The sequence below is a fragment of the Pseudoalteromonas atlantica genome, from assembly GCF_043641955.1.
Lineage (GTDB): Bacteria > Pseudomonadota > Gammaproteobacteria > Enterobacterales > Alteromonadaceae > Pseudoalteromonas > Pseudoalteromonas atlantica_A.
This window is the reverse complement of the sequence record NZ_JBHZRV010000008.1, coordinates 34,612-59,234: the sequence shown is the minus strand read 5'-3', so window position 1 is coordinate 59,234 and position 24,623 is coordinate 34,612. Positions and strand designations below refer to the sequence as shown.

Genomic DNA, 24,623 nt, shown 5'->3' with positions numbered 1-24,623 from the left:
TATGTATCCTTATTCTTTTTATTTTAACCAGTGTTCAAGCTTAGGGCTTAAGGCATTAAAGTCGAGGGGTTTTGATAAATAGTCATTCATCCCCGCCGCTAAGCATTTATCTTTATCGCCTTGCATTGCATTAGCCGTTAGCGCAATGATAGTAATATCTTTATATGCCTCACCAGCATCCCCGTTACGAATTGCTTGAGTGGCTTGGTAACCATCCATTTCAGGCATTTGGCAATCCATGAGTAAAAGTTTGTATGGGGCCTTTGAGGCTGCTTTTAATTTTTCGAGTGCGTCAACTCCGTTTTCTGCAATATCAAATTTCAAGCCTGCTTGCTTGAGTAGCGCACAAGCAACAATTTGGTTTACCTTGTTGTCTTCAACTAATAACACTTTGCTCTGAACGCTTTTTGTAGGCTTTGCGGGTTCAGGTTGTGGGCTAACTGAGAGGTCGTGATGTTGATGTTCGATAAACTTTTCGTTTGCAAGCGAATCAAATAAGTCAGAAGGTGTCAGCGGTTTAAATATTATGCAATCTGGGTCAACTGGTAATTGAGTATTTTCCTGTGAGTAGCTCATCGGAGCCATTAAAATCAATTTAACTTGCTGCTCTTGTATATAGTTCTTTAATGTATTGATAGCTGATTTATCTGCCAATAAAAAATATGAGTAATCAACTAACATGGCGTCAATGGGGTGTTTAAATGTTGTAAGGGTATCATTGAGTGCTTGATACTTATCAATGATCCGTGAATGCGCCCCCCATAAAGTAAGCTGTTTATTAGTGATAGAGCTGTTGAGATGGCAAGTATCGACAATTAAAATTTGTTTGTTTTTGATTAAGTGGCTAGGTAAATCGTGTGCTGTAGTTAATAATGCATTTACCCTGATCGAGAATGTAAACGTACTTCCCTCACCATATGAGCTGGTGAAACTGATTTCACCATTCATTAAATCGCAAAGTTGTTTCACAATCGCTAGACCTAGTCCTGTACCGCCATATTGTCGTGTAGTTGATGTATCTGCCTGCGTGAATGAATCAAATAATGAAAGCTGTTTTTCAGCTTTAATACCAATACCTGAATCAATTATTGAGCAGTTTAAAAATGTGCCATCAGTTGTCTCTGTTAGCTGGGCAACGACAACTATTTCACCATTTTTGGTAAACTTTATTGCATTGCCTAGTAGGTTAGTAATTATTTGGCGTAGCCGATTTGGATCACTGATAATTTTGCTTTTACTAATCTTTGTCGCATCTAGAATCAGTTTAGTGTTATTTTTCTCAGCCTTAAGAGCAAATGATTCCACTATTTCACCAAGTAACTGAGGTAAATTAAAAGGAATACTTTCAATATCTAGTTTACCTGCTTCAATTTTGGAAAAGTCTAAAATATCATTAATAATATTGAGCAATGAGTGCCCAGAGGATTTGGCTAATTGAATATGATGACGTTGCTGAGGATCAAGCTGGGTTTGTTGAACAATATCAAGCATACCAAGCACCCCATTCATAGGGGTGCGAATCTCATGACTCATACTGGCTAGGAATTCACTTTTAGCGGCCGCAGCCTGTTCAGCTGCCTCTTTTGCTGTTACCAGCTGTTGTTCAGTTTCAAAACGTTGTTCGCTAGAGTATAAGCTACCAATAATTGCTGCAACGGCGAGTAAAAAACTTTCCTCATTGTGTGACCAATTTCGCGTATGGTGACAATTTTCGGCAAACACAACTCCTATTGGACTACTACCACTGACAATAGTAACACTGAGGATGGATTTTATAGCCAATGGTTTTAAATAGAGATCAGTCAGAGGAGCGGTCAGTTTATTGGTTCGTGCATCCGTTGCTTTAATAATCATGTGGCTATCAATAGCATTAAAAAGAGCACTAAAATCGTCTTTTTGCAATGTGTAGAGCATTGAGCTTTCGGGGGCAAACGTACCATGGTAGGCAAAAGATAGTAGCGTATCTTTATTATCATTAAATAACCAAATACTGGCTCTTTGTACATCTAGAGCGTTGCAAATAGCGTGTGTAATAACATCTTTTGATTGTTTTAAGTGGCCGGTTAAAATAGCTTTGTTAACAGTTAAAGAGGCTAAAACTTCATTGTGGAGTGCGAACTTGTTGTTTTCAAGTTCGGTACATTTACGGGTGTTAATATCTTGCAGCGAGCCAAAAATACGCACACAACGGCCGTTGCGGACCTCCGTTTCTCCGTGGACTAGCACCCAAACAATATTGCCTGTTGCATCGACTATTTCCAGCTCGGTTTCATAGCTTTCATCGTGTTTTATTGCTCGCGTTATTAATTCCTTAATTTTATCGCGGCTTTTTCCTTCTTTAAAATAGTTTAAATCATTTGGCCAAATAGGTTGTTGGTCTAGCGGATATTTAAATATTTTCTTAGTAGTATCAGACCAATAGACTTGTTGTGTTTCTAAATTGTATGACCATGCGCCAATCTGAGCTAATCGACTCATAGACGATAGCATTTTTTCATTCTGCTTTTGACGGTTAAGCATTTTTAAGAAGAAAGTAAATGCCCAAATTAAAATAGCCATAATAATTGCAATAGCAATGCGTAATGGCCAAACAGATGATGCAGGGGGGGCCCAACCCGTTTTAGGGCTAACATATATAACCCATTCGCCGCCTTGAATTGCTAGGTGAAGTTTCAAAGGGTTGGTAGCTAAAATAGCCTCACTACCATAAAAAAAACCACCTTGTAGGCCAAGCCCATTACGTCCTTGTATGGCAACATTAAACGTTTTTTCTAACTCTTTAATACCTGAGTTTAAATATATTTTTTCAATATCTAGCACTACAGATAATAAGCCCCAAAATGTATTTTCTGGAGGTAAAAATACAGGTATTCTGGCTATTAATGCTTCTCCTCCTTGCACTAGCGTCAATGGGCCAGCCATCACTATTTCATTGCTGTCTCGTGCTCTTAAGGCATCTGCTCTTTGAGCTTTATTTTCCAAAAAATTAAGGCCAATTGATTTTTCATTCCCTTCTAAGGGGTAGGCCATACGTATCACCATATCTGGTGCTCCGCCTATATTTCTAAGTTCTGAGGATGTTTCAAAGAGCGGAGCGGCAATTTGTGAAAAACGTTCCTGTTCGAGATCGGGTTCTGCTGCAACGGCCACAGCTAAACCACGCACTAGCTGGATGTTTGAAATTAACGTTGACGATAGCTGAGTTCGATAAGTTTCCACCTCAGAGAGTATAAGTAATCGGTGAGCTTGTGTTGCGCGATTATAATTAATTTGATCAACCACAATACTGATAATAAATATGACGCTAAGAGAGAGCCAAAATATCAGCTTAAATCTATCTACTTGCTTATGTTCTTTTTTTTGTAGCAGCTGCATTAGAAAGTGTACTTTTTGAATAGGCTAATCAACTATAGTCAATTTATCATGGAAATTAAAATACACAATAAATTAAGGCCATGCTTTGAGTAAAGTGTGAGCACAGAATAAAAATCGGCAACGGAGAAATAACATTATTCTTTCATAAAACTGTGTGTACTATATAACTAACTTTTAAACGCTCAGCATTAAGCGCTTTAGTTGGTTGAACATTAAGTCAATATTATGCAAGGACATTGAGTATGCTCAAAATTATTAAGTGGTTAGTATTAACATTGCTTGTTTTAGGCCTGGCCGCAACAGCACTTATTTATGGTGTACTGTCGCTAAGCTTGCCTGCACTTGACGGTAAGGGCGTTAGTAAGGCAATTAAGGATAACGTATCTGTGTCGCGAGATGTTTTAGGACAAGCCGTGATTGATGCTAATAACCGAAATGACGCTGCATATGGACTTGGCTTTGCTCACGGACAAGATCGTTTTTTTCAAATGGATTTATTACGCCGTAATGCAGCTGGTGAACTCAGTGAGTTATTTGGTAAAGCGGCACTCAATTTAGATAAAAAAATGCGCTTTCATCAATTGCGTAAACGCAGTGCAAATATTGTTAAGCAATTACCACAGGCTGATCAGGTTTTACTTAATAGCTACAGTGCAGGTGTGAACGAAGGGTTGGCTCAAGTTGGCTTTTCGAGTTTTGAATACTTATTAACAGGTGCTGAGCAAAAGCCGTGGCGTAGCGAAGATAGCTTACTGGTTATTTTTAGTATGTATTTAGATTTGCAGACTGCTACCTTTGAACGTGATCAGACTTTAATACAAATCAATGAGTTATATGGTGCAGAAATGCTGGGTTTCTTGACCCAACCAAGTCGTTATCAAGCTGCACTAGATGGTAGCACTTTACCTCCTTATCAATCTGGCATCCCTGAATTACCTAAACAGCTAGATTATGCCTATAAGCACATTCAGCAAACTCAAGAGTTTGGCAGCAATAATTGGGCGGTGTCAGGGCAGTTAACAACGACAGGTTCAGCTATGCTCTCTGATGATATGCATTTGTCTATGGCTGTGCCTGTTATTTGGTACCGTGCGCAACTTAATTACCGTAAAAATAACGCAATCCATCAAGTAACCGGTGTTTCTTTACCTGGCGCCCCTGCGATTGTTGTGGGGACTAATAATCATATTGCTTGGGGTTTCACCAATGGCTATTTGGATACGGCCGATTGGGTTGCGCTAACTGAAAGTAGTAAAACTTGGCAAGAAACTGAGCACATTATACTTGCTGACGGCAGTAGCGAGCCTTTCCAATTAACAATGAGTGAATATGGGCCTGTGCGTGAAATAGATGCAAAGCAATATGCACTTAGCTGGGTAGGACATCAACCCTATGCGGTGGATATGGGGTTACTGCAACTAGAGCAAGCTAAAGATGTTGATGCTGCGTTAGCATTAGCTAGTGATGTAGGCATTCCAGTACAGAATTTAATGGTTGTAGATAGCCAAAGTAATGCAGCATGGAAAAACATGGGCGCCATTCCTGCTCGTAAAACACCCAGTGATGTGGCCGTGACTGAAGCGGGTTATTCACCTTTATGGCAACAGAATGAACAACAAAGGCCTAGTGTTAAAAACCCAGATGATGGTCGCTTATGGACGGGGAACTCGCGTGTGGTTTCAGCGCAAGATCATAATCGTTTTGGTAATGGGGGTTACGCATTAGGTGCACGCTCAACACAAATAAGAGACAGGCTTTTAGAGAAAGCTAAGTTTAATGAGTCGGATTTCAATGCGTTACAGCTTGATAATGAGGCACGGTTTTTAATGCCTTGGCATGAATTACTTTTAGCGCAATTAAATAAACAGCCTGTTGATAATCAAGCTTATATTTCATATGTTGAGAATTGGCAAGCGTGTGCATGCCCAGATTCTATTGGTTATACGTTAGTGAGACGCTACCGCGGTGCGGTTATTGATAGCGTATTTAGTGGTATGCAAAATACGTTGGAACACAGTGGTGGGTCTTTAAAATATATCAAACGCGATTTAGAACCAGCCGTATGGCAGCTTATTGAACAACAACCCGCGAGTTGGCTCAACCCTGAGTATAGCAGTTGGGATGAACAGTTAAGTGATGCGTTCACTCAATCCATAATCAGCTTAACTGAGCAATTTGGTGAAAATATGCAAAACTGGCGCTGGGGGAATGTCAATGAACTCGCCATAGAGCATCCATTTGCAAAGCAAATACCACAGCTGAGCAAGTTTTTAAATATGCCAAAAGCCCCAGGGTTTGGCGATAGCTTTATGCCAGCAGTGCAAGGGCGAAGCTTTGGCGCATCACAGCGTTTTATTGCACAACCGGGTCACTTGGAGAGCGCTGTTATGGCTATTCCCGGTGGTCAGTCTGGGCATCCTTTATCACCATTTTATAGAGCTGGTTTTGATGAATATATAAATGGTGAGCTCACACCATTATTACCGCAGACTATTAGCCACAAAATAGTGATCAATCCAAACAAGCTATAAATACAGTCATTTAGACAGACTTGAGGTTGTTAATATAGTCTTGCTCTGGGGTCGCGATAGTTGTTTTGTTGCGGCCACTGTGTTTGCTTTTATAAAGTGCAATATCTGCTTGGTGAAGCGTGTCGTTGAGCGGTGCTAGCGGTCGCCATTCAATTAAACCAAAGCTCATTGAGATAGATATTTTAGGATCGTCGGGGCAGGGTTCAAGAGTATGTATCTTTTGGCGTAGTTGTTCTATGCGCTCAAATGCGGCAGATTCGTCAGTGTCGGTGAGAATGATCAAAAACTCTTCCCCGCCCCAGCGAACTATAATGTCTTTTTGGCTAAGATAATCCGTAATTGCATTGGCTACACTCATCAAAATCGTGTCGCCCTTGTCGTGGCCGTAGGTATCGTTTATGCGTTTAAAAAAGTCGATATCTCCCATCACAATACACATTTTGTTATCTGATTCGATGCACTTTTGGCGGGTATCAATAATCAGTTTTTTAGCATAGCGGCGGTTATATAGTTTTGTTAAATGATCCTTGGCTGCCATTTCTGTGAGTTCTTTACGCTGTGAAATACTTGTTTCACGAATTAAAACAAAGGCATAAATCATAGGTAAACCGGCAATAATGATGTTACTGATGTTTATATAAGGTATAAGTTCAGCGTAGGGGTAATTGTATGTGACATCTTTAAAGAAAAAGTATAACGCTGCAAATGCAAGTATTAGCGATACGCTATAGAGAAAGGCTTTTCTCAACTTTAGCTGGTAATCGACCAATAACATTGATGAAATAGTCCATAAATAAAATTGAAAACCGACCTCCAAGCCCAGTGTTGCACACACAAAAATAGAGTGTAAAACTACTTCGATACAAAAAACTCTTAGCGCTAAAGAATTTAAGCCCTGAGTAATTAAAAAAATACCTAACGCCCATGCGAACACACTAAATATATTAACAGCCGCTAATGTTATAACGCCAATATGAGCGAACAAAAAAATAAGAAGAATATGAATAACTAACGCAAAGTAAGATACTTTCTTTACGATTTGAAAAACGACTTTTTCAATATCTTGAAAGTCCACCGTGGTATTTTTTGACGACAAAATAACTCCAGTTAGAAAGTGAACTTTTAAAAAAGTATAGGAGATAATAGTCAAATAGAAAGTTTATGCGCAAGCACCTTAGGCTATGATGAACTTTGGGTTTGAAATTTGCTTTAGTAACTTTAAAAAATGCCTGCATCTTAAGCAGGGTGCATTGAAGGTAAAGTAGTTTAAAAAATAGCTTTTACGTTAAACTGAAATTAAGTTGGCCACAATATATTGAATAATTACGTACAACTTAAAATAAAAATAGCCAATAATAAGTATGTGTTCACAGAGTTATGTTTATTATTAGCTAATAATAGTTAATTTGAGTTCTCACGGAGTAGTGTATGTCGATTGAAAAAACCCATCTTGAAATTTGCAATTTAAGCAAAGATCAATACCCACAGGTCAAGACTCTCATGGACCAAGCTTATCCCGACTTAGGTGGTGCATGGCCAAGCCATACTATATTTAGGCTGATTGATCAGTTTCCAGAAGGTCAGCTGGGGATGGTGGATGATGGTGTACTTGTTGGCATTGCACTAAGTGTTCAAGTAGATTACAGCCGTTTCTCAAACCCTCACACATATGAAGATATTGTCGATGGTCATGACCGTGTTTTTAGCGACCCAGAAGGGGATGCACTATATGGGCTAGATGTGGTCATATCAACAACGCACCGTGGTATGCGGTTAGGGCGCAGGCTTTATGATGCGCGCAAGGAACTATGCCGTCAATACAACTTACGCGCTATTTTAGCGGGTGGTCGTATTCCACGTTATTTCAATTACAGTGATGAGATGACACCCACAGAATACATTGAGAAAGTTGACCATAAAGAGCTATATGACCCAATTTTAAGCTTTCAGTTATCGAATGACTTTCAAGTGAAGCGCTTGCTTAAAAAATACTTGCCAGAGGATCAAAACTCCGTTGGTTATGCCACTTTACTTGAGTGGAATAATATCATGTTTGAACCGACCGACACTGTGCTTGAATCAACCAAATCTATTGTGCGAGTCGGTGCTGTGCAATGGCAAATGCGCAGTGTTGCATCAGTGGAAGAAATGCTCACACAAGTAGAGTATTTTGTTGATACGGTATCGGATTATAAAAGCGACTTTATCTTATTCCCTGAATTTTTTAATGCGCCGTTAATGGGGTTAACTGAACAAAGAAACCAAACAGAAGCGATTCGTTATTTAGCAGAGTATACAGAGACCTTTCGTGACGCGATGTCGCGTATGGCAATTGAGTATAATGCAAACATCATTACAGGTTCTATGCCTTTGGCTGAGGGCGACAAGATTTATAATGTCAGCTACCTCTGTCATCGCAGTGGCAAAATAGACGAGCAGCGTAAAATACACATTACGCCTCATGAACAAAATGATTGGGTGATACAGGGCGGCGACAAAATTGCGGTTTTTGATACAGACGCAGGTCGCGTAGGTATTCAAATTTGTTACGATGTTGAATTCCCTGAACTTTCACGGATTTTGGCACAACAAGGGTTAGATATTCTATTTGTGCCATTTTGGACTGACACCAAAAACAGTTACCTACGTGTGCGTCACTGCGCACAAGCACGTGCAATCGAGAACGAATGTTACGTGGTTATTGCAGGCTCTGTAGGCAATTTACCAGAAGTTGAGAGTTTGGATGTGCAATATTCGCAATCAGCTGTACTGACACCGTCTGATTTTTCATTCCCACACGATGCGACATTGAACGAAGCAACGCCTAATACCGAAATGTTATTATTCAGCGATTTAGATATGGATAAATTAAAAGTACTTCACAGTGAGGGCACAGTGCGTAATTTAAAAGATCGTCGTGGTGATTTGTACGACGTCATCTTAAAAAAGCGAGATAACTAAATGGCATGGGTATATTTAATCATCGCGGGCTTGCTTGAAATAGGCTGGCCTGTTGGGTTGAAAATGTCACAAGACGGTGAAAATCGTTGGCTTGGCATTGCTATTGCGGTGGCGTTTATGGTCGCCAGTGGTTTTATGTTATGGCTGGCACAACGTGATATTTCAATGGGCACCTCGTACGCTGTATGGACAGGTATTGGTGCCGCAGGCACCTTTATCGTCGGTATTTTGTTTTATAACGATGCCGCCACATTTGGCCGTATTGCAGGTGTTTTATTGATTATAAGTGGCGTTATTACTTTAAAAATTAGCCATTAATACTTAACTAGCGGTTACTTTAGGGTCTGTTGACCTTTGCGGATTAAAATTTGTTCAAACTAGGGGCGGTTTAATCGCGGCGCGAGGTTTGTAACCTAGTGGGCTAAGTCAAAACCGAGCAAAGCTTCCGCGTCCTGCTCACGCCCCTTACCTATATCCATGTAGGCAACAAAGAGTAAATCGCCCCTAGGCAGAACCCGAAGGGCAGCGCCTGTTTGGCATTGATGCTGCGTTATCACCTATTTATGGGGAATAACCACACTACATAGGCGCAGCCTTGCCTAAATACCAAACAGACTGCTGCAAATTTAACCTTGAAAGGTCAACAGACCCTAGTAACCGCCTATTTCATGTAGTGGGTAACATAACAAGTATTGCTGCAACAGCAATCAGTATAAGCCCTGCTGTGTCTTGGCGCTTGAGTGGTTGCTTTAGCCATAAAACCGATATCAGCATAGTAAAAAATACTTCCACTTGGCCTAGCGTTTTTACATAGGCAACATGTTGTAGGCTCATGGCACTAAACCAGCCAATTGATCCTATGCAGCTAAAAAAGCTCACTAACGAAACCATTTTTTTGTGGTGCCACATTTGCTTGAGCGTATGGGGCTCTTTGATAGCTAAATATATTAGCAAAATAACACTTTGCAGGCTGATAACAAACAACAGCACCCACGCTGCCGAGTGAGGAAATAAAAGGCCTGAGTTTAAACTTGCCTCACGCACCCAGAGCGATGTTAAAGCGAAGCAGGTACCACATGCTAGCCCGAGCAAGGCTGTGCTGGCGTTAAACTGTTTTACTTTAGTGATACCACTTAATAACAAGACTGCGATAGCACCTAAGAATACTCCCAGCCAACCAAATAAGCTTAATGCTGAACCAAAAAATAGCACTCCTAGAATAGCGGCGACTAAGGCTTCACTTTTAGCAAGCCCTGCCCCAACAGCGTAATTGTTCATTTTGAACAACTGGACCATTAATCCTGTGGCAAAGATTTGCATCACACTGGCACCGACAATAAAGCCCCAAAAAGCGCTGTTAAAGGTTGGCATTGTGTTAGGTTGATAGTGGTACAATGAATACAGATAAACAGCCGCGATTGGGCTGGCAAGAATAAACCGTGCGAGTGTAACGCCGGCGACACTCATATCGTTACTTAATCTACTTTGAAGTGCATTTCGCCATGCCTGCATAAAGGCGGCTAAAAAAGTGAAAAATATCCAAGTCATGAGTTAGGAAAGTTAATAAATTCAGACGGGTAAATTAACAGCCCCGGCCAGATAAAGCTAATCGATTTTAGTTATAGTGACTATATCCAAACCACTTTAAGATAAAAGTAAGTTACTTCTTAAAGCGACTGCCATGCTCACAAAAGAGCGCCTTGATTTTAAGCTCCTTTGAAACGCTGAACGCTATATCTTGAGGTATTTTGGGTATGTATGCTAACTGCGACAATATGCCACAGTTTAAAATGCCTCAATCTGGGCTATAGTGAGTGTGATGTTATTGTTAGCCGCAATGACTGACATGGTTTCATGTCAGTCATTGCGGCTTTTTTATGCTCTAAATATATTCCCAAACAGTTTAGCTGTGTTAAGTTTGAATGTGACTTATCGATAGATAGATTAACTAGGAGTAAACATGACCACGCTATTAATTTGCGCACTGTTGGCAGTGCTTATGCCTTATTTAGCAAAGGCCCCCGTTGCGTTTGCAATGAATAAGCTTGATGGCTATGACAATAAACATCCACGTGATCAACAAGCTAAATTGACAGGATTTGGCGCAAGGGCACTTGCTGCACACCAAAATTGTTTTGAAGCCTTGGCTGTGTTTGCTGTGGCTCTAGCAGTGGTGCTGGGCACAGGTAATGTTCATCAAGTAACAGAACTACTTGCCATAACTCACATTATTGCGCGTATTTTATATTGTGTTTTTTATTACTTAAACTTAGATGTGCTGCGCTCGTTAGTATGGTTTGTGGGGTTAGGCAGTGCGGTGGCAATGATCGTGGTGAGTATTTAATATTCTTATTATAATGATAAAAAGCTGTTAAATAGCTAAAACACCAAAGCAAGCGGCTTAAATAAGGCGCTTGCTTTGGGGTCTTCTGGTACGAGTGCTTACTTAGAAGCGACTGTGATTTTTTCTACTAAATCTTTTGATTTGTAATTGTCATCGATTGCAAAGTCTAATTGCACAAGTACGTTTTTGAAGCCTGAGTTAGACGGCTTGTATTGCCATTTTTTTAGCGCTCTCTTCGCTTCTTTATTAAATACGTTTTCAGGAGTCGCACTGACAACGGATACATTTTGAGTTTTACCTGTTGGACTAATATCGTATTTCAATACCACTGAGCCACTAATACCTTGTTCTGCAGCTTGAGTTGGGTAGAGAGGTTCAATGCGCATAATCGGCGAAATTGAATGTTTTTCGTTTTTCGCTTCTGGCTGTTTCGCTGTTGCAAAACTGCTGAGCATGCCAGCGGCAAAAATAAGTATGGCACCTTTGGCAACCAATGAGCTGTTACCTGTGTGTTTAATTTGCTTGAGTCGTTGTAGCATTGTATTTTTATCTCCATAGTGTGAATAGGCCATCAAACTTGCACGTGTATTTGCGGCGCAATTAATGAGGGCTTTGCTGTATAAAATTCGTTGTTGGGTACTTTTATTTTTTAGCACAGTTTCGTCGCATGATAGTTCCTGTAGGCGTCTAAAGCTCATATACCCAAGCCATGCCAAGGGGTTAAACCAAAAGGCGAACGTGATGGTTAATTGCATCATATTTAGTAAGTTATCAGCGCGCTTTATATGGACTTGTTCGTGCTCGATGATCATGGCTAATGATGCACTATCTGTTTTGTGTATATACCCTGTAGGCAGCACAAGCTGAGTGTGCAATAGCCCAATAACCATGGGAGTATCTATCGTATCGCTTTGTAAAATTTTAATATCTGAATAGGTGCCGACAAGCTCACAACCTTCAAGGCGAGTGAGCTTTAGTTGTTTTACAAAGCGCCTGTGAGACACCGTTGCAATGGCAGCTAAAAGACTAAAAACCAACGCATACATCAAGGCCCAACTAATACTAAAATCAGCAACTAAGGTTTGATTGGGAGTGATCAGCATTTTACTGATATCTGTATTTTGTAATGGTTTTAGATGCGCCGGTAAATTAGTAAGTACCAATGAGGTAGGTATCAACAGCCATAGCTTATAAACAAAGTTGGCACTGAGCCATTTAAGTGAGTAGCGCTCTAAAATTAACAAGCTAAAAACCAGTGAGCTAATTAATAATTGCTGTTCAATAAGCCAGTTAAAGAGTGTTTCAAACATAAGCAATCCTTACTTTTGTTGCTTTTCCCAGTCATCAATTACTTTTTTAAGTTCGTTGATATCTTGTTGAGAAAGCTGTTCTGACTTTGCAAAACCACTAACTAAAGGTGCAATACGGCCACTAAAAAAGCGCTCAATAAAGTTTTGGCTTTCCTTTAGCGTATATTCAGCACGCTCCATACAGGGGGTGTAAATGTATTGGCGACCTTCTTTCTCAAAACTTAGTGCGCCTTTTTTAACTAAACGACCTAATAATGTTTTGATGGTTTTTTCATGCCATTGTTTTTCATCGCTTAGTCGCTCAATAATTTGGCTAGCCGTAGCGGGGTAGTTTACCCACAATGCGTCAAGCACTTCAAATTCTGCCTTTGACAATTCAATCATCTTATATAGCCTACAAATGTAATCCTTAACTTTAGATTACACCTGTAATCATATTTTGCAACTAATTTTTTAATATGTCGGATTTTTGAATTTGACGATAGTTATTTTCACTGAGGTTAAGTGACGCCAAGTTAAGACTACTAATTTGCTCGCGATATAAATCAATCACGCGATATCCGCAATAATGCGCCATTTTGCGAATCTGCCTATTGAGCCCTTGCTTGAGAATAATACTAAATTGGCAAGGCGCTATTTGTTCAACGGTACATGGTAACGTTATGTGTTTATCGACAGGGACGCCGCGTGCCATTTTACAACAAAAGTTTTCATCAAGCGGCTTATCTACCGTGACTATGTAGCGTTTTGGCTGGTGGAAATCGGGGTGGATTAATTGGTTACAAAACTCCCCATCGTTGGTCAAAATAAGGAGTCCTCGGGAGTCTTTATCAAGTCGACCAATCGGATAAACGCGCGTTGTAGATGGCAAGTGGTGGATCAAGCTGCTGGTATCGGCTTGGTTTAGCTTACAGTCTATTCCAACCGGCTTATGGTAGGCGTAATAAACCAGTTGAGCCTTTCCTTGCACGCGAACGCCATTGACAGTCACATTGTCGCTATCATCTACGTGATCAATATGGTTTGCAGCACGGTGATTAACGATAACAACACCCTCGTCAACCAAGCGAGACGCTTGTTTTCGTGAGCACACACCCGCATGGGCGATGTACTTTGCTAAGCGGATTTTATCAGCCATTTATTTTATCTGCTGTTTAGATTGATCAAAGTATATCAAAGCTGCGTACGAATATTTACAACACTTTGTAAAAGGTTAAGACCATGGCGATTAAATTATCTGAACTGAGTAAACATCAGCCACTTCAAAAAGTCATCGTACATTCATTGGAAATGGCGCTTTATCAGGTGTCTGTGATGATCAACAATGTAGAATATTATGTGACAGACGACAGTGGTGAGTTTGTTCGGGGTCTTAGCCCTTTGCATATTCAAAAACGTTTGGATCATCTAAGTTACGCACAGATGGTACTACGCCATACCAGTGCTTATGATGAAATGTGTGGCCAGCCAGAAAAGCTTTCAAGTAATATGCTTGAAGTCCCTTACGGAAAAAACCATTTATATTAATTTAGGTATATACTGAGTTACCCTAATCTATGGTGTGATTATGTATACCGTACAAATAGATAACTCAATTGAGTTACATAGTGATTTAAGGTCACATGTTGTTGCCTTTAATGCTCAGCACTTTAATGCAGAGCGTATTCCACTGGGTTTTAAAGTCGTTGATGACGAAGAGCTGATAGCGGGCATTTCTGGTCACGTTTTTGGTAATTGGCTGCTTATTAATTGGCTTTGGTGCGATGCAGCTAAGCGGGGCCAAGGGTTAGCAACACAGTTGTTAGTTGCAGTAGAATCAGCCGCTAAAAAGCACGGGGCTAATGTCAGCCAACTTGATACGTTAGACTTTCAAGCAAAGCCGTTTTATGAAAAAAACGGCTATATAGTCAAGTACCAAATGGATGATTACCCACTCAACGGTACGCGTTATTTTATGGAAAAACGATTATAGTGCTTGGTTTCTTCACTTTCGTTGAGAGTCTATTTTTATGCTTCTTATCTCAGTTAATATGCATGATTAGGCGTCAGTGTTGCGCTGATAAGTTTATTTTCCATGATGTAAAAGTATCCATCCCAGTCTTTAGAGCTAAATTCCGCACTATCAAGAAAAAAATCATAGCTACCTAGCTCCGTAAGCTTTGTAATGCTGTCGCCTTGTGACAATGAATAAAACTGCCACTCATCATTTTTAAAGTAACTCTTCAGTGGATCAAGGTTTAAATCGGTAGTATCTATGGGTGGGGCTAATTTTATTTGTGAAATATAACCCCTACTAAAATACACCATTTCATTACACGGGCTAACAAGCACTTTTTTCCCTTTAGTGGTATACATTTTTAACTTTGCTTGAGCATTTAATTGTGCCGATTGGTTATTCGATTTATCGTCGAAATTAAAGCAAGGCGCAGATATCTCCATGTCGGAAATCAATGAGCCGAGCTGTAAACTAATAATGCGATGTTTGCTTTGAGAAGAGCTAAGTTTAAATAAAGCGGTTTCAAAATTTTTATAGCTGTTCTTTAACGTAGATAAGTCGTTTGGTTCTAAATCTTGTGATAGCAAATAGCTTTCCTGATTTTTGGTTTCTATATTGATCGATTGATCTAAAAGGTTAAGCTCATTACTTAGGGACATAGGTAAGAGTTCGCGATGGTACTGGTAACCTGTTAGTTTATTATCAACAAAGTGAAACGCATGGTTTCTAAAATAGACCAAAATTTGTTGATTGGCAGATGCGAGCTCCAAGCTTGCAAGACCAAGTTTTTGTTCTACTTCTTGTTTAGAGTCATTAAGTTGAACCCCAAAAAGAGATGAATGAGAAAGTGTGGGTATTGCAAAGGACGATAAAGGGCGCTCTTTATCTTTAGGTTGTACAATGATTTCTTTTTCAGGTACTAAAATTGTGTTGTATGTTCGCTCTTCAGCTATGAACTCTGCAATTGTAAGTGCATACTCTTCGTCGCAGTCAGTTGCTGAAGTAATATTTACTGTGTAATGAAGTTGCCTGACGACCCAATCATTACCGGCAGTTGAATTTCTCTGTGAATTACTAACAACAAAGCGCTCTTTTATATAAGCTGAATGTATAGCTTTATGGTCAATAGTCGCAAGATATTCAGTGATTAATTTTTTTCTTAGTATCACTTTTTTTTCATTCATATCATCTGTTGTTGGACTTAATCTAATATCGGTTTTGAAGAAGTGACTATCACCTGAAAGCGTACAATTATTGTCATCTAAAAATACACTGATAGCACTGGCAGCTCCGTGCCAAAGTAGTAAGCTGAGAATAAAGACGTTGCGCATATTAAGTCCATTTATGAAACCATGTTCCCCAAAGTAAAACATATGGCGAGTTTTTCATCAAGCTTTGATCTGATATTAAATTCAGAATATTAGAACAGGGTTTGTATAATTCTGAAGGGGTTATAAACGGCTTTTAGTTAGGTTAAAAGGGGCCTATTTAAGCCCCAATGACAGCTATGTATTTGTTCGCAATACGTGTGGTTCGTTAAATGTGATACCTAAAAATGGGGTTGCTTCAGGGGCAAGCATGAAGGTACGTATATTCATATGATCCTCACCACTCGGGTTGCTTAACACGTCATCACGATAGAATGCGCCAAAGCAATCTAAAGTATTTTGTTTACTCAGCCCGTTTAGTTTAGCGAAAGCAAATATTTTACATGAGCCATTATTCTCATTCGCGCTGCTGATGAGTCCGTGATTATTAAAGTCAGACGGAGTAAATGTGTAGTTTGTATCAATTACAGCCATGGTATCGTTGAATGCAATATTTTGAGGGTCATTAGCAAGACGGGTTAGAAAGTCGTTGAGCGTCATCATTATCCTTAATTTACTGTTTCTTTAACTCTAGCTGATTTGTTTGCTGATTAATATTAAATTTAAAATGTTGTAAAAAATTCATACCCAATAAACCATGACCTGTGTTTTGACTAATAGCCAAAACATTAAAATCAGTCAGTATGTGTTGGCCTATTTTGATTGATTCAATTCTATAGTGTTGGGCAAGCGCTTTCCCATTTGCAGTGTTCACTGTAATGGTGCCTAAATAGTCAGGTGTTGGGTATAGTGAATCAATTAATGTGTGTGGCAGCACAGTGGTACTTGCCCCTGTATCAATCATCAATTGCGTGTTTATATTATTATTTACTGTAATGTCTACCAGGTAATGGGCGCCATATTTTGTAAGCGGGATATATGCTTGCTCAGCATAAATTTGATTAATTTTATTTTGTAATAGTGTTGCTTGAGATTTAAGAGGGTGGTTAGGGTTAAGCCTATCTAAACTATTTTGAGCGTTTATGTAGTCATCAAGCTGATAAAATGCATTAGCTTGGGCAAGTAAATAATATGGATTACTACTATCGTAATCTAGCCAAATAGTCGTTTTCTCAATCAGTTCTTGCCAAGCTTGTTGTTCACTTAATGCCTTTATGTGTAACTGAGTTAAGTGCTTCAACTCAATGATAATAGTATGTTGCTTTGTGTTATCCGCCAAAGGTTTTAAATTATACAGTGCGACAATTGCCTGATGAAGCTGTTGGCTTTTTACAAGCCTTTCGGCATCCATTTGCAACATATTAATATCATAAGGGTAGCGGTTTAAAAATACTCGTAAAAACTCATCCGCAATACTTAGCTTATTAGTTGTTAACCATTGTTTTAAGTGGGCTAGCCAGTCGCTGTAGAGCTGTTCAGCTTGTTGAGGATAGTGCTTTATAAGTACGGCGTAGTTTTGAATTGCTAAATCAAATTCTCGCTGGCTAAAATAATCTTTAGCTTTTAACAATTCAGTAGCTTGTTTAGCTGAGTTAGGTGCTTTGGCTCTTATATTTGGCGTATAGTTTTTTAAAGTTGTTGTTGTGCAGTGAGGTGATGAAGAAGTAAATTGTAAAAGTAAATAGGCGTTACAGGCTAACGATAATACAAGAGAACTTATCAAGACTTTAGTAACGCTTCTCATAATCTCAGGCAGCACTTAAACATAGCAAGGTATAATAAAATAACAGTTCACCTTGAATAATCAAGAACGAAGCTGGGTGTAAATCAATAAAATGAAATAAAATAAAGTGTCACGTTTCACTTTAATAGCTTGTAAAAAGTTATTGATAAGTACGTATAGTGCGTATTCATTATTATAGTAACGCTTGCATAAATTATGAGCGAATGGCAAGTTATATAAACTACATTGGGATATTTTCGAGAGTATGTCTCACGTGAAAGGGAGTCCGGCTCTAGCTGCAAGGAGAGTAATATGAAAAAAATAAGTTTGTTACTAATGATATTGTTAGCAGGTTGCTCGCCCAGTGAAACTCAGACATTACAAGCGACCTATAGTGAAGCCAAGTTGCACGGAGATATTGTCACGTTAAGCCAGGTTTTAGCAAAACTTGCAGATATTAACCCTGAGGATTGGAAAGAAGAACATTCCAGTGTATTGCAGGCACATGAATACTACATTCGGGCTAAAAAATCACTCGATGAAGGTAATTTAAATGAAGCTATTACTCACGCCAATAAGTCGTTTTTGCTGTCTGAAAGTCAACAAGTTTTAACTCTTGTTAAACAAATCAAACAGGAACTTAAAGATTTTCAAAAAGCAAAAAATGTATGGATAACATTTGATCAGCAGCTTGATGAGTTAAATAATAGAATTAATGACTTTAGTTTAGTGGCAACCAGAGATTGGAGTATCATCAACTTTAATCAGTTGCTGGTAGAGCTCATCGATTTTAGAAAGCAATTTTTACGAGCCAAGTTAAAAATTGAAGAATCACAACGTAAAACACAATTACATGCCCAAACCTTAGCTAAAATCAATCAACAACTCGTTATTTTAGAAGCGTGTATAAACTCGTTATTAGGTAAAGTGGTAAGCTCTGCGGGTAATGAGTTATATGTTTTCACGAATACTATTTCTGAACAAACGATTTCACATTTAACTTACTTTTCAGACGACAGTGTGCCAGGTATGGTTGGTCCATTTTATAAAAAATTTCTTGTTAAATATCGACCTTATTATGAGCTCGTTGAAAATGCACACTTTGTGACATACCAAAATGATTTTAGTGCCTTTATGGATATAGGCACATTCACGCAACTACAAAGTAAGTTAGTATTCCAGCCGAAGGATTATGAGAACTACAAAAGTGACATTAAGAAACATTTGAATCAGTTGTCAGGGAATATAAAAGACGCGAAGTTAGTTTATAACGATGATCAAATGCTAATAAGTACGTCACCATCACTCTTAATCTCACTCGATAAGCATTTAAAACCATTTAGCGGATAACATTCTTATAAAAAATATTTAAGCGCATTAATTGATGCAATCTCGACATCAGGTAGACCACGGTACGCATATTGAGTAGGCTGATCGCTTAGCCATAGTGATTGACAGCCCGCGTTGTGGGCGCCGTGAACATCTGTATCTAAGCTATCACCGATATGCAGTACGTGTTTTGGTTCAACGTTTAGCTGTTCGCAGGCCTGCTCAAACATAGTTGGGTGCGGTTTAGCCTTTCCATGTAGCCCGGCTTGTAGAACAAGGTCAAATACGCCATTTAGATTAAATCGTTCAACCTCGACATTGCCATTCGTGATAGCAATAAGTTGATATTTTTTAGCTAGTTGAGCCAGGAGTGACAATACTTCATCACTGACCACAATATTACTGCGTGCATCAGCAAACGCTTGATAAGCGCCGCTAACATGTTGCTCAAGTTGCGCGCCTTGATAGCCTAATTTGGCCAAGCCAAGTTGTAAGGTGTCTTTTCGCCATTGGGTCACATTATCCACTAAAGCAGGGCTTCGTTTAACGGCGAGCTCTCTACAGTGTTGCCAATAATGACGCCCTTGCGCTTGCCAGTCAGGTAACGCGTTTAAATAATCAATTTGTGCCTGCACAGCCGCTTTTATAATAGGGTGATTATTGTAAAGTGTGTCGTCTAAATCAAAGCTGAGTACTTTTATTGGCGTAATGGCACGGTTAAAGCGGATCATAAAATTCCTCGTTAGTCTGGGTCGTGACGTTTTTTAGCACGCGGGTGCGTGTTGTCGTACACCTTAGCCAAATGTTGAAAATCTAGATGGGTATACACTTGCGTTGCAGATAAACTGCTGTGGCCTAATAGCTCCTGAACTGCGCGTAAATCACCAGATGATTCAAGAATATGGGAAGCGAAGGAGTGGCGCAACTTATGCGGATGAACTTGGCTACTAATACCTTGCTTAATACCCCATTGTTGCATTCGTAATCGTACTTGGCGCACTGATATTCGGCATTTTTTACTGCTGACGAATACAGCAGGCTCGTCAGGGCCTGTAAATTGTGGTCGTAACTTTAACCAACAATTTAATGCATCAAGGGCTTTGCCACCCACAGGTAATAAGCGTTCTTTATTGCCTTTACCACGAACCAATATTTCACCTTCGCTGCGGTTAATATCTTGCATGTTAGCGCCAACTAACTCGCTGATACGCAACCCTGATGAATACATTAATTCCATCATCGCTTTATCGCGGATAGCGAGGGGGTCATCGTCATCAATTTCTAATAATCGGGCCATTTGATCAACATCGAGATTTTTTGGCAGAGGCTTGGCAAATTTAGGGCCTTTAATTGCTTCAGCAGGGTTGTGATAGTGGTCTTGCTCGGTGATTTTTTTTGATTTTAGAAATTTATACAGGCTGCGAATACAGCTAAGTTTTAAACTTATTGTGCGGCCACTGAGCTGTTTGCTGCGCAGTGCCATGCTGTAGCGGCGTATGTGCTCGCCTTGAACATCCTGCCAGTTATTGCATAGTTTACTAAAGTAATGAGCGGCAAATTGTAGCTGGGTAGTATATTGGGTAATTGTGTGCGCAGAGTATTGTTTTTCAAACCGTAAGTAATCACTAAACAGCTCTATAGGCGTGAGCCATTGCTCGTTTAATTGCGTTGTTAATTGCTCTAAACCCGGAGGCTGCTCCTCGCTCATGCCAATTCCAGTTGGAGTTCCAATAATCTAAGCTGTAAAGAGCGTACAAATTCAAGCACAAAAAAGCTGTCTTTGGCGGGTTCAAAATGATTCGCATCAAGGCTACCAAAGGCAAGTATTGCAACGGGATGTTGGTTGTTACCAATTAGGTACAAAGCAGTTGATTGAGTTTGCTCAGTAAATAATAAGTCTCGCTCCTGCTGGCTAACTCGACCAAGGTAAGTGCCAGAGTCTTTTAATCGATGTTCGATTAATCCATCATATTTAGCTTCATAACGTACTAAATGACACTCACTGATTGCAGGGTTGGTGCAAATAATGTTGCGTAGGTTTGTCGCGAGTGTTTTAAAATCGTAATTAGTCCAAAGCTGACGGTGGCATTGGCTAAATAGGCGGTAAATAGATTCGTTTTCAGTTGCTTGTTCAATCAGTTGCTCAATTTGTGCTTTTAGCTTGGTATTGTGTTCACGCAACTGGCGTTGCTGAATATGCACCAGCGAAGTCGCTCCCTGAGCTTTTTGTTGTAGCTCTAACTGCTCTAAAACGTCTGGGTTTTGCAGCAAGAAATCCGGATTTTCAGCTAGAAAGTCGCTAACTTGCTGTTTTGTTATTTTACTCATAGGGCAACTTGTCCATCGAATACGTGTTCTGCAGGGCCTGTCATTCTTACTGGGTGTCCTTCGCCTTGCCAGCGTACCTGCAAGCTACCACCGGGTAAATCAACCTGTACCGTCGTGGCTAGCTTGCTTTGTACTTGGCCAATAACCATGGCTGCACAAGCACCTGTACCGCACGCGAGAGTTTCATTGACACCGCGTTCCCACACTCTTAGCTTAATATGCTCTTGAGAAATCACCTGCATAAAGCCCACATTTACACGTTGCGGAAAACGTTCATGGTTCTCAAGTAATGGCCCTAAGGTATTTACATCAGCGGTTTCTATGTCATCCACCTCTAGTACACAGTGCGGGTTACCCATAGAAACGGCACCACTAAATACGGTGTGTTCTTCGGCGCGAATAATATAGGTGAGCTCTCGTTTGCTGGCTTTGAGTGGGATTTTATTTGGCTCAAAATTGGGGTGGCCCATATTAACCGTGACTTGCCCGTCTTTTTCAATATAAAGAGTAAGATTACCTGACTTGGTAGACACGGTAACCTTATGTTTATTGGTCAAGCCTTTCATGCGCACAAAGCGTGCAAAACAGCGAGCTCCGTTACCGCATTGTTCAACTTCGTTGCCGTCAGCATTAAAAATACGATAATGAAAATCGAGATCAGGAGAATAGGGCGCTTCGACCATTAACAGTTGGTCAAAGCCAATGCCAAAATGGCGATCTGCCAATTTTTTGATTTGATCTCGTGATAAGAAAACGTTTTGTGTAATGTTATCAATTACAACAAAATCGTTGCCTAGGCCGTGCATTTTAGAAAAATTAACTAACATAGCGCTCTAATTCGGATTTGCTCTGCGCTAATCATGCCACAGAGCAGCCGGGTTACAAAAAGTTTATGGTAAAATTTTCTCGCCTTGCCATAGGCTTTCAATTGTTTCACGCTCGCGGATTAAATGACTATGTTCACCATCCACCATTATCTCAGCTACGCGTGGCCTTGAATTATAGTTTGAACTCATCGTGAAGCCGTAGGCGCCAGCGCTGCGTTGGGCAAGTAAATCTCCTTGTTGTAGCGCAAGCATACGATCTTTACCTAAAAAATCACCTGTTTCACATACGGGACCGACAATATCAAAGTTACGGGTTGGCGTGTCATCTGCGCGAGGGGTTACAGGGATTATATTTTGCCAAGCTTGGTAGAGTGAAGGGCGCAACATGTCGTTCATACCGGCATCAACGATGGCAAAGTATTTGTCTTGGTTTTGTTTGATAAACTCAATTTTAGTAACCAAAATACCGGCGTTTGCAGCAATAGCGCGGCCAGGTTCAAATATAAGCTCTAAATCTTGGTAATTTGCTAAGCGTTCAGTGATATGCGCTACATATTCACTTGGATGTGGAGGTGTCTCTCCATTGTATGGCACGCCTAGACCCCCGCCTATATCAATATGGCTCAGTGCAATACCGTTTGCTTTTAATTCATCAATCAGTGCTAATACTTTATTTAAAGCTTCTAAAAATGGCTTTATCTCAGTGAGCTGTGAACCAATATGGCTATCAACACCGATTATTTTTAGGCCCGGTAATGAGGCTGCGTATTGATACACACTTACAGCAGTAAGGATATCTATACCAAATTTATTTTCTTTTAAACCTGTTGAAATATAAGGATGCGTTTTAGCGTCTATATCTGGGTTTACACGAATTGAAATAGGTGCAATTAAGTCAAGCTCAGTCGCAACTTGTGAAATACGGTCAAGCTCAGATACAGACTCAACGTTGAAGCATTTTATGCCAAGCTTAAGTGCATACGCTATTTCATCTGCAGTTTTTGCAACACCTGAAAAAACGACCTTGCTAGCATCGCCGCCGGCTTTAATAACGCGAGCTAATTCACCTTTAGAAACAATGTCAAACCCTGACCCTAAACGTGCCAAAATGTTTAATACAGCAATATTCGAATTTGCTTTAACTGCATAGCAAACTAAGCTTTTATGGCTTTTAGCTGCGTGTGCAAAGGCCATGTAGTGTCGTTCAAAGGTTTTACGTGAATACACATAACATGGAGTACCGTATCGTTCAGCTAATGTGCTGACAGCGATGTCTTCAGCATGAAGGTGATCATTTTTATAGTCAAAAAAGTCCATCTATTGATCCTGTTTCGATTGAGTGGGTGATGCAGCTGCTTTGCTCTGTGAAGTTACTGGTTTTTCTTGAATATTTTTCTCTACTTCATCATCAGGTAAGTACAAAGCGCCACTTTGTCCACAACCCGCTAAAGTGATGAGTAATACACCCATAGCAAAAAGTGGTTTTAATTGTTTAAGATGCATCTCTTTCATTAGATTAATCGCGTTGCTGGCTTTATAATCGCAGATTAACAGAATATCTAAAAAATGCAGCTATTCGCGGATGATTTTATTCCTGTTACACTACCTGCATGCAAACTGTACCCAATGCCGTAAAGGAAATTATAATGACAGACCATGAATATCACCAATTAGCCGAAGCACTTATGTTCACAATTGAAGAGCAAGTTGATGATTGTGAAGCAGATCTAGATTATGAATCTGCGCAAGGGATCTTAGAAATTATTTTTGCTGATCGCTCTAAAATAGTGATTAATAAGCAAGCACCATTACATCAGGTGTGGGTGGCAACAAAATTTAATGGTCATCATTTTGAATTACAGGGTGATAAGTGGATTGATAATCGCTCAGGCGCTGAGTTTTGGCAGTTCATGAACGATGCCAGCACGCGTCAAGCTGGGCAAGAAGTTAAGTGGCAATCAGCGCTATGAGTTTAGAATTTGTAGAATACCCGGCAAAAGCAGCCCACAAAGCAACCATTATTTGGTTGCATGGTTTAGGTGATTCAGGGGAAGGTTTTTTACCAGTTGCCTCACAGTTATCATTACCTGATGAGCTAGGAGTTAGGTTTGTTTTTCCGCATGCTCCGGTGCAACCTGTAACGATTAATGGTGGCATGGCTATGCGCTCTTGGTACGATATTAAATCGATGGATTTAGATAAACGTGCTGATGAAGCGGGTGTACGTGAGTCAGCAGAAAAAGTTGAGCAGCTTATAAAGCAAGAGCTTGAAAGTGGTGTGCCGGCTGATAAAATTATTCTAGCTGGTTTTTCACAAGGCGGCGTAATTTCACTACACTTAGCGCCTCGTTTAACGCAGAAATTAGCAGGGGTTATGGCCCTTTCAACTTATATGTGTGTGCCAGAGAAACTATCAGACGAAGCGAATCATACTAATTTAAATGTATTTATGGCGCATGGTCGTCATGATGATGTAGTACCGCACAGCGCGGGTCGTAATGCGTTTGACGTATTATCTGCGCTGAACATGGATGTAAGCTGGCAAGATTACCCAATGGCTCACCAAGTCTGCGGAGAAGAGCTAATGGCAATCCGCCAATGGTTAATTGCTCGCTTGAGTTAATGATTGAA

The 24,623-nt window shown here is 40.0% G+C and carries 24 protein-coding genes; 9 read left to right on the top strand and 15 right to left on the bottom strand.

Annotated features, from left to right (window positions below; translation table 11 throughout):
- Positions 1 to 18: 18 nt before the first annotated feature.
- Positions 19 to 3,375, bottom strand: coding sequence for an ATP-binding protein (locus tag ACHUE3_RS15175; RefSeq protein ID WP_394193207.1), 3,357 nt, complete (start codon positions 3,373 to 3,375; stop codon positions 19 to 21).
- A 242-nt stretch (positions 3,376 to 3,617) separates the two neighbouring features.
- On the opposite strand from ACHUE3_RS15175, the gene ACHUE3_RS15170 reads away from it, so the two are divergent.
- Entirely contained in the window at positions 3,618 to 5,906 is a 2,289-nt protein-coding gene (locus tag ACHUE3_RS15170; protein WP_394193206.1) for a penicillin acylase family protein, read from the top strand.
- A gap of 10 nt (positions 5,907 to 5,916) precedes the next feature.
- Here ACHUE3_RS15170 and ACHUE3_RS15165 read toward each other — a convergent pair whose 3' ends face one another.
- Positions 5,917 to 7,002, bottom strand: coding sequence for a GGDEF domain-containing protein (locus tag ACHUE3_RS15165; protein WP_394193205.1), 1,086 nt, complete (start codon positions 7,000 to 7,002; stop codon positions 5,917 to 5,919).
- Positions 7,003 to 7,334: 332 nt separating this feature from the next.
- On the opposite strand from ACHUE3_RS15165, the gene ACHUE3_RS15160 reads away from it, so the two are divergent.
- The gene (locus ACHUE3_RS15160) at positions 7,335 to 8,867 is read left to right on the top strand and encodes a carbon-nitrogen hydrolase family protein (RefSeq protein WP_394193204.1); all 1,533 of its coding nucleotides are present in this window, start codon (positions 7,335 to 7,337) and stop codon (positions 8,865 to 8,867) included.
- A complete protein-coding gene (locus ACHUE3_RS15155) occupies positions 8,868 to 9,185 on the top strand; it encodes a DMT family transporter (protein ID WP_394193203.1) in 318 nt (105 codons plus the stop codon).
- Between the two features lie 348 nt (positions 9,186 to 9,533).
- On the opposite strand, the gene ACHUE3_RS15150 is transcribed toward ACHUE3_RS15155, so the two are convergent.
- The gene (locus ACHUE3_RS15150) at positions 9,534 to 10,415 is read right to left on the bottom strand and encodes an EamA family transporter (RefSeq protein ID WP_394193202.1); all 882 of its coding nucleotides are present in this window, start codon (positions 10,413 to 10,415) and stop codon (positions 9,534 to 9,536) included.
- Positions 10,416 to 10,827: 412 nt separating this feature from the next.
- Here ACHUE3_RS15150 and ACHUE3_RS15145 point away from each other — a divergent pair, with 412 nt between their 5' ends.
- Positions 10,828 to 11,211, top strand: a complete 384-nt coding sequence (locus ACHUE3_RS15145; protein ID WP_394193201.1) for an MAPEG family protein — start codon at positions 10,828 to 10,830, stop codon at positions 11,209 to 11,211.
- 98 nt (positions 11,212 to 11,309) lie between these two features.
- On the opposite strand, the gene ACHUE3_RS15140 is transcribed toward ACHUE3_RS15145, so the two are convergent.
- The 3 genes from ACHUE3_RS15140 to ACHUE3_RS15130 all read right to left on the bottom strand — a co-directional run bounded on the left by ACHUE3_RS15140 (position 11,310) and on the right by ACHUE3_RS15130 (position 13,659).
- Positions 11,310 to 12,521 carry a M56 family metallopeptidase gene (locus tag ACHUE3_RS15140; RefSeq protein WP_394193200.1) on the bottom strand — a complete coding sequence of 404 codons (1,212 nt, stop codon included), beginning with the start codon at positions 12,519 to 12,521 and terminating at the stop codon, positions 11,310 to 11,312.
- Between the two features lie 9 nt (positions 12,522 to 12,530).
- Positions 12,531 to 12,905 (bottom strand): BlaI/MecI/CopY family transcriptional regulator, encoded by a 375-nt coding sequence (locus ACHUE3_RS15135; RefSeq protein WP_394193199.1) that lies wholly within the window; start codon positions 12,903 to 12,905, stop codon positions 12,531 to 12,533.
- Positions 12,906 to 12,966: 61 nt separating this feature from the next.
- The gene (locus tag ACHUE3_RS15130; RefSeq protein WP_394193198.1) at positions 12,967 to 13,659 is read right to left on the bottom strand and encodes a pseudouridine synthase; all 693 of its coding nucleotides are present in this window, start codon (positions 13,657 to 13,659) and stop codon (positions 12,967 to 12,969) included.
- Positions 13,660 to 13,742: 83 nt separating this feature from the next.
- Between ACHUE3_RS15130 and ACHUE3_RS15125 the strand changes: the two genes are divergently transcribed.
- The gene (locus ACHUE3_RS15125; protein WP_099295242.1) at positions 13,743 to 14,048 is read left to right on the top strand and encodes a DUF6482 family protein; all 306 of its coding nucleotides are present in this window, start codon (positions 13,743 to 13,745) and stop codon (positions 14,046 to 14,048) included.
- 40 nt (positions 14,049 to 14,088) lie between these two features.
- Positions 14,089 to 14,493: a GNAT family N-acetyltransferase gene (locus ACHUE3_RS15120; RefSeq protein WP_394193197.1), complete on the top strand. Its 405-nt coding sequence runs from the start codon at positions 14,089 to 14,091 to the stop codon at positions 14,491 to 14,493.
- Positions 14,494 to 14,546: 53 nt separating this feature from the next.
- Here the strand turns inward: ACHUE3_RS15120 and ACHUE3_RS15115 are convergent, their stop codons facing one another.
- From ACHUE3_RS15115 to ACHUE3_RS15105, 3 genes are all read right to left on the bottom strand, one after another.
- The gene (locus ACHUE3_RS15115; RefSeq protein ID WP_394193196.1) at positions 14,547 to 15,848 is read right to left on the bottom strand and encodes a hypothetical protein; all 1,302 of its coding nucleotides are present in this window, start codon (positions 15,846 to 15,848) and stop codon (positions 14,547 to 14,549) included.
- A gap of 174 nt (positions 15,849 to 16,022) precedes the next feature.
- Positions 16,023 to 16,385: a HopJ type III effector protein gene (locus ACHUE3_RS15110; protein ID WP_394193338.1), complete on the bottom strand. Its 363-nt coding sequence runs from the start codon at positions 16,383 to 16,385 to the stop codon at positions 16,023 to 16,025.
- A 13-nt stretch (positions 16,386 to 16,398) separates the two neighbouring features.
- A complete protein-coding gene (locus ACHUE3_RS15105) occupies positions 16,399 to 17,508 on the bottom strand; it encodes a TIGR02281 family clan AA aspartic protease (protein WP_394193195.1) in 1,110 nt (369 codons plus the stop codon).
- 312 nt (positions 17,509 to 17,820) lie between these two features.
- Here ACHUE3_RS15105 and ACHUE3_RS15100 point away from each other — a divergent pair, with 312 nt between their 5' ends.
- Positions 17,821 to 18,858 (top strand): hypothetical protein, encoded by a 1,038-nt coding sequence (locus ACHUE3_RS15100; protein ID WP_394193194.1) that lies wholly within the window; start codon positions 17,821 to 17,823, stop codon positions 18,856 to 18,858.
- 5 nt (positions 18,859 to 18,863) lie between these two features.
- Here ACHUE3_RS15100 and ACHUE3_RS15095 read toward each other — a convergent pair whose 3' ends face one another.
- The 6 genes from ACHUE3_RS15095 to lptM form a co-directional block, all read right to left on the bottom strand.
- Positions 18,864 to 19,568 (bottom strand): HAD-IA family hydrolase, encoded by a 705-nt coding sequence (locus ACHUE3_RS15095; protein WP_394193193.1) that lies wholly within the window; start codon positions 19,566 to 19,568, stop codon positions 18,864 to 18,866.
- An 11-nt stretch (positions 19,569 to 19,579) separates the two neighbouring features.
- The gene (locus tag ACHUE3_RS15090; RefSeq protein ID WP_394193192.1) at positions 19,580 to 20,545 is read right to left on the bottom strand and encodes a tyrosine recombinase XerC; all 966 of its coding nucleotides are present in this window, start codon (positions 20,543 to 20,545) and stop codon (positions 19,580 to 19,582) included.
- Positions 20,542 to 21,165, bottom strand: a complete 624-nt coding sequence (locus ACHUE3_RS15085) for a DUF484 family protein (protein ID WP_394193191.1) — start codon at positions 21,163 to 21,165, stop codon at positions 20,542 to 20,544. The genes ACHUE3_RS15090 and ACHUE3_RS15085 overlap by 4 nt, the downstream gene beginning before the upstream one ends.
- Entirely contained in the window at positions 21,162 to 21,992 is an 831-nt protein-coding gene (gene dapF, locus ACHUE3_RS15080; RefSeq protein ID WP_394193190.1) for a diaminopimelate epimerase, read from the bottom strand. The genes ACHUE3_RS15085 and dapF overlap by 4 nt, the downstream gene beginning before the upstream one ends.
- Before the next feature lie 63 nt (positions 21,993 to 22,055).
- Positions 22,056 to 23,309, bottom strand: a complete 1,254-nt coding sequence (gene lysA / locus ACHUE3_RS15075) for a diaminopimelate decarboxylase (protein WP_394193189.1) — start codon at positions 23,307 to 23,309, stop codon at positions 22,056 to 22,058.
- A complete protein-coding gene (lptM, locus tag ACHUE3_RS15070; protein WP_394193188.1) occupies positions 23,310 to 23,504 on the bottom strand; it encodes an LPS translocon maturation chaperone LptM in 195 nt (64 codons plus the stop codon).
- Positions 23,505 to 23,638: 134 nt separating this feature from the next.
- On the opposite strand from lptM, the gene cyaY reads away from it, so the two are divergent.
- Positions 23,639 to 23,962, top strand: coding sequence for an iron donor protein CyaY (gene cyaY, locus ACHUE3_RS15065; protein ID WP_394193187.1), 324 nt, complete (start codon positions 23,639 to 23,641; stop codon positions 23,960 to 23,962).
- Complete coding sequence (locus tag ACHUE3_RS15060) at positions 23,959 to 24,615, top strand: alpha/beta hydrolase (RefSeq protein ID WP_394193186.1); 657 nt, start codon at positions 23,959 to 23,961, stop codon at positions 24,613 to 24,615. Before cyaY ends, ACHUE3_RS15060 begins: the two co-directional genes overlap by 4 nt.
- The last annotated feature ends 8 nt before the right edge of the window (positions 24,616 to 24,623 follow it).

Coding starts and splice junctions, on each gene's coding strand:
- ACHUE3_RS15175 (WP_394193207.1), bottom strand. CDS start 3,375: ATGCAGCTGCTACAAAAAAAAGAACATAAGCAAGTAGATAGATTTAAG.
- ACHUE3_RS15170 (WP_394193206.1), top strand. CDS start 3,618: ATGCTCAAAATTATTAAGTGGTTAGTATTAACATTGCTTGTTTTAGGC.
- ACHUE3_RS15160 (WP_394193204.1), top strand. CDS start 7,335: ATGTCGATTGAAAAAACCCATCTTGAAATTTGCAATTTAAGCAAAGAT.
- ACHUE3_RS15155 (WP_394193203.1), top strand. CDS start 8,868: ATGGCATGGGTATATTTAATCATCGCGGGCTTGCTTGAAATAGGCTGG.
- ACHUE3_RS15150 (WP_394193202.1), bottom strand. CDS start 10,415: ATGACTTGGATATTTTTCACTTTTTTAGCCGCCTTTATGCAGGCATGG.
- ACHUE3_RS15145 (WP_394193201.1), top strand. CDS start 10,828: ATGACCACGCTATTAATTTGCGCACTGTTGGCAGTGCTTATGCCTTAT.
- ACHUE3_RS15140 (WP_394193200.1), bottom strand. CDS start 12,521: ATGTTTGAAACACTCTTTAACTGGCTTATTGAACAGCAATTATTAATT.
- ACHUE3_RS15135 (WP_394193199.1), bottom strand. CDS start 12,905: ATGATTGAATTGTCAAAGGCAGAATTTGAAGTGCTTGACGCATTGTGG.
- ACHUE3_RS15130 (WP_394193198.1), bottom strand. CDS start 13,659: ATGGCTGATAAAATCCGCTTAGCAAAGTACATCGCCCATGCGGGTGTG.
- ACHUE3_RS15125 (WP_099295242.1), top strand. CDS start 13,743: ATGGCGATTAAATTATCTGAACTGAGTAAACATCAGCCACTTCAAAAA.
- ACHUE3_RS15120 (WP_394193197.1), top strand. CDS start 14,089: ATGTATACCGTACAAATAGATAACTCAATTGAGTTACATAGTGATTTA.
- ACHUE3_RS15115 (WP_394193196.1), bottom strand. CDS start 15,848: ATGCGCAACGTCTTTATTCTCAGCTTACTACTTTGGCACGGAGCTGCC.
- ACHUE3_RS15110 (WP_394193338.1), bottom strand. CDS start 16,385: ATGACGCTCAACGACTTTCTAACCCGTCTTGCTAATGACCCTCAAAAT.
- ACHUE3_RS15100 (WP_394193194.1), top strand. CDS start 17,821: ATGAAAAAAATAAGTTTGTTACTAATGATATTGTTAGCAGGTTGCTCG.
- ACHUE3_RS15095 (WP_394193193.1), bottom strand. CDS start 19,568: ATGATCCGCTTTAACCGTGCCATTACGCCAATAAAAGTACTCAGCTTT.
- ACHUE3_RS15090 (WP_394193192.1), bottom strand. CDS start 20,545: ATGAGCGAGGAGCAGCCTCCGGGTTTAGAGCAATTAACAACGCAATTA.
- ACHUE3_RS15085 (WP_394193191.1), bottom strand. CDS start 21,165: ATGAGTAAAATAACAAAACAGCAAGTTAGCGACTTTCTAGCTGAAAAT.
- dapF (WP_394193190.1), bottom strand. CDS start 21,992: ATGTTAGTTAATTTTTCTAAAATGCACGGCCTAGGCAACGATTTTGTT.
- lysA (WP_394193189.1), bottom strand. CDS start 23,309: ATGGACTTTTTTGACTATAAAAATGATCACCTTCATGCTGAAGACATC.
- lptM (WP_394193188.1), bottom strand. CDS start 23,504: ATGAAAGAGATGCATCTTAAACAATTAAAACCACTTTTTGCTATGGGT.
- cyaY (WP_394193187.1), top strand. CDS start 23,639: ATGACAGACCATGAATATCACCAATTAGCCGAAGCACTTATGTTCACA.
- ACHUE3_RS15060 (WP_394193186.1), top strand. CDS start 23,959: ATGAGTTTAGAATTTGTAGAATACCCGGCAAAAGCAGCCCACAAAGCA.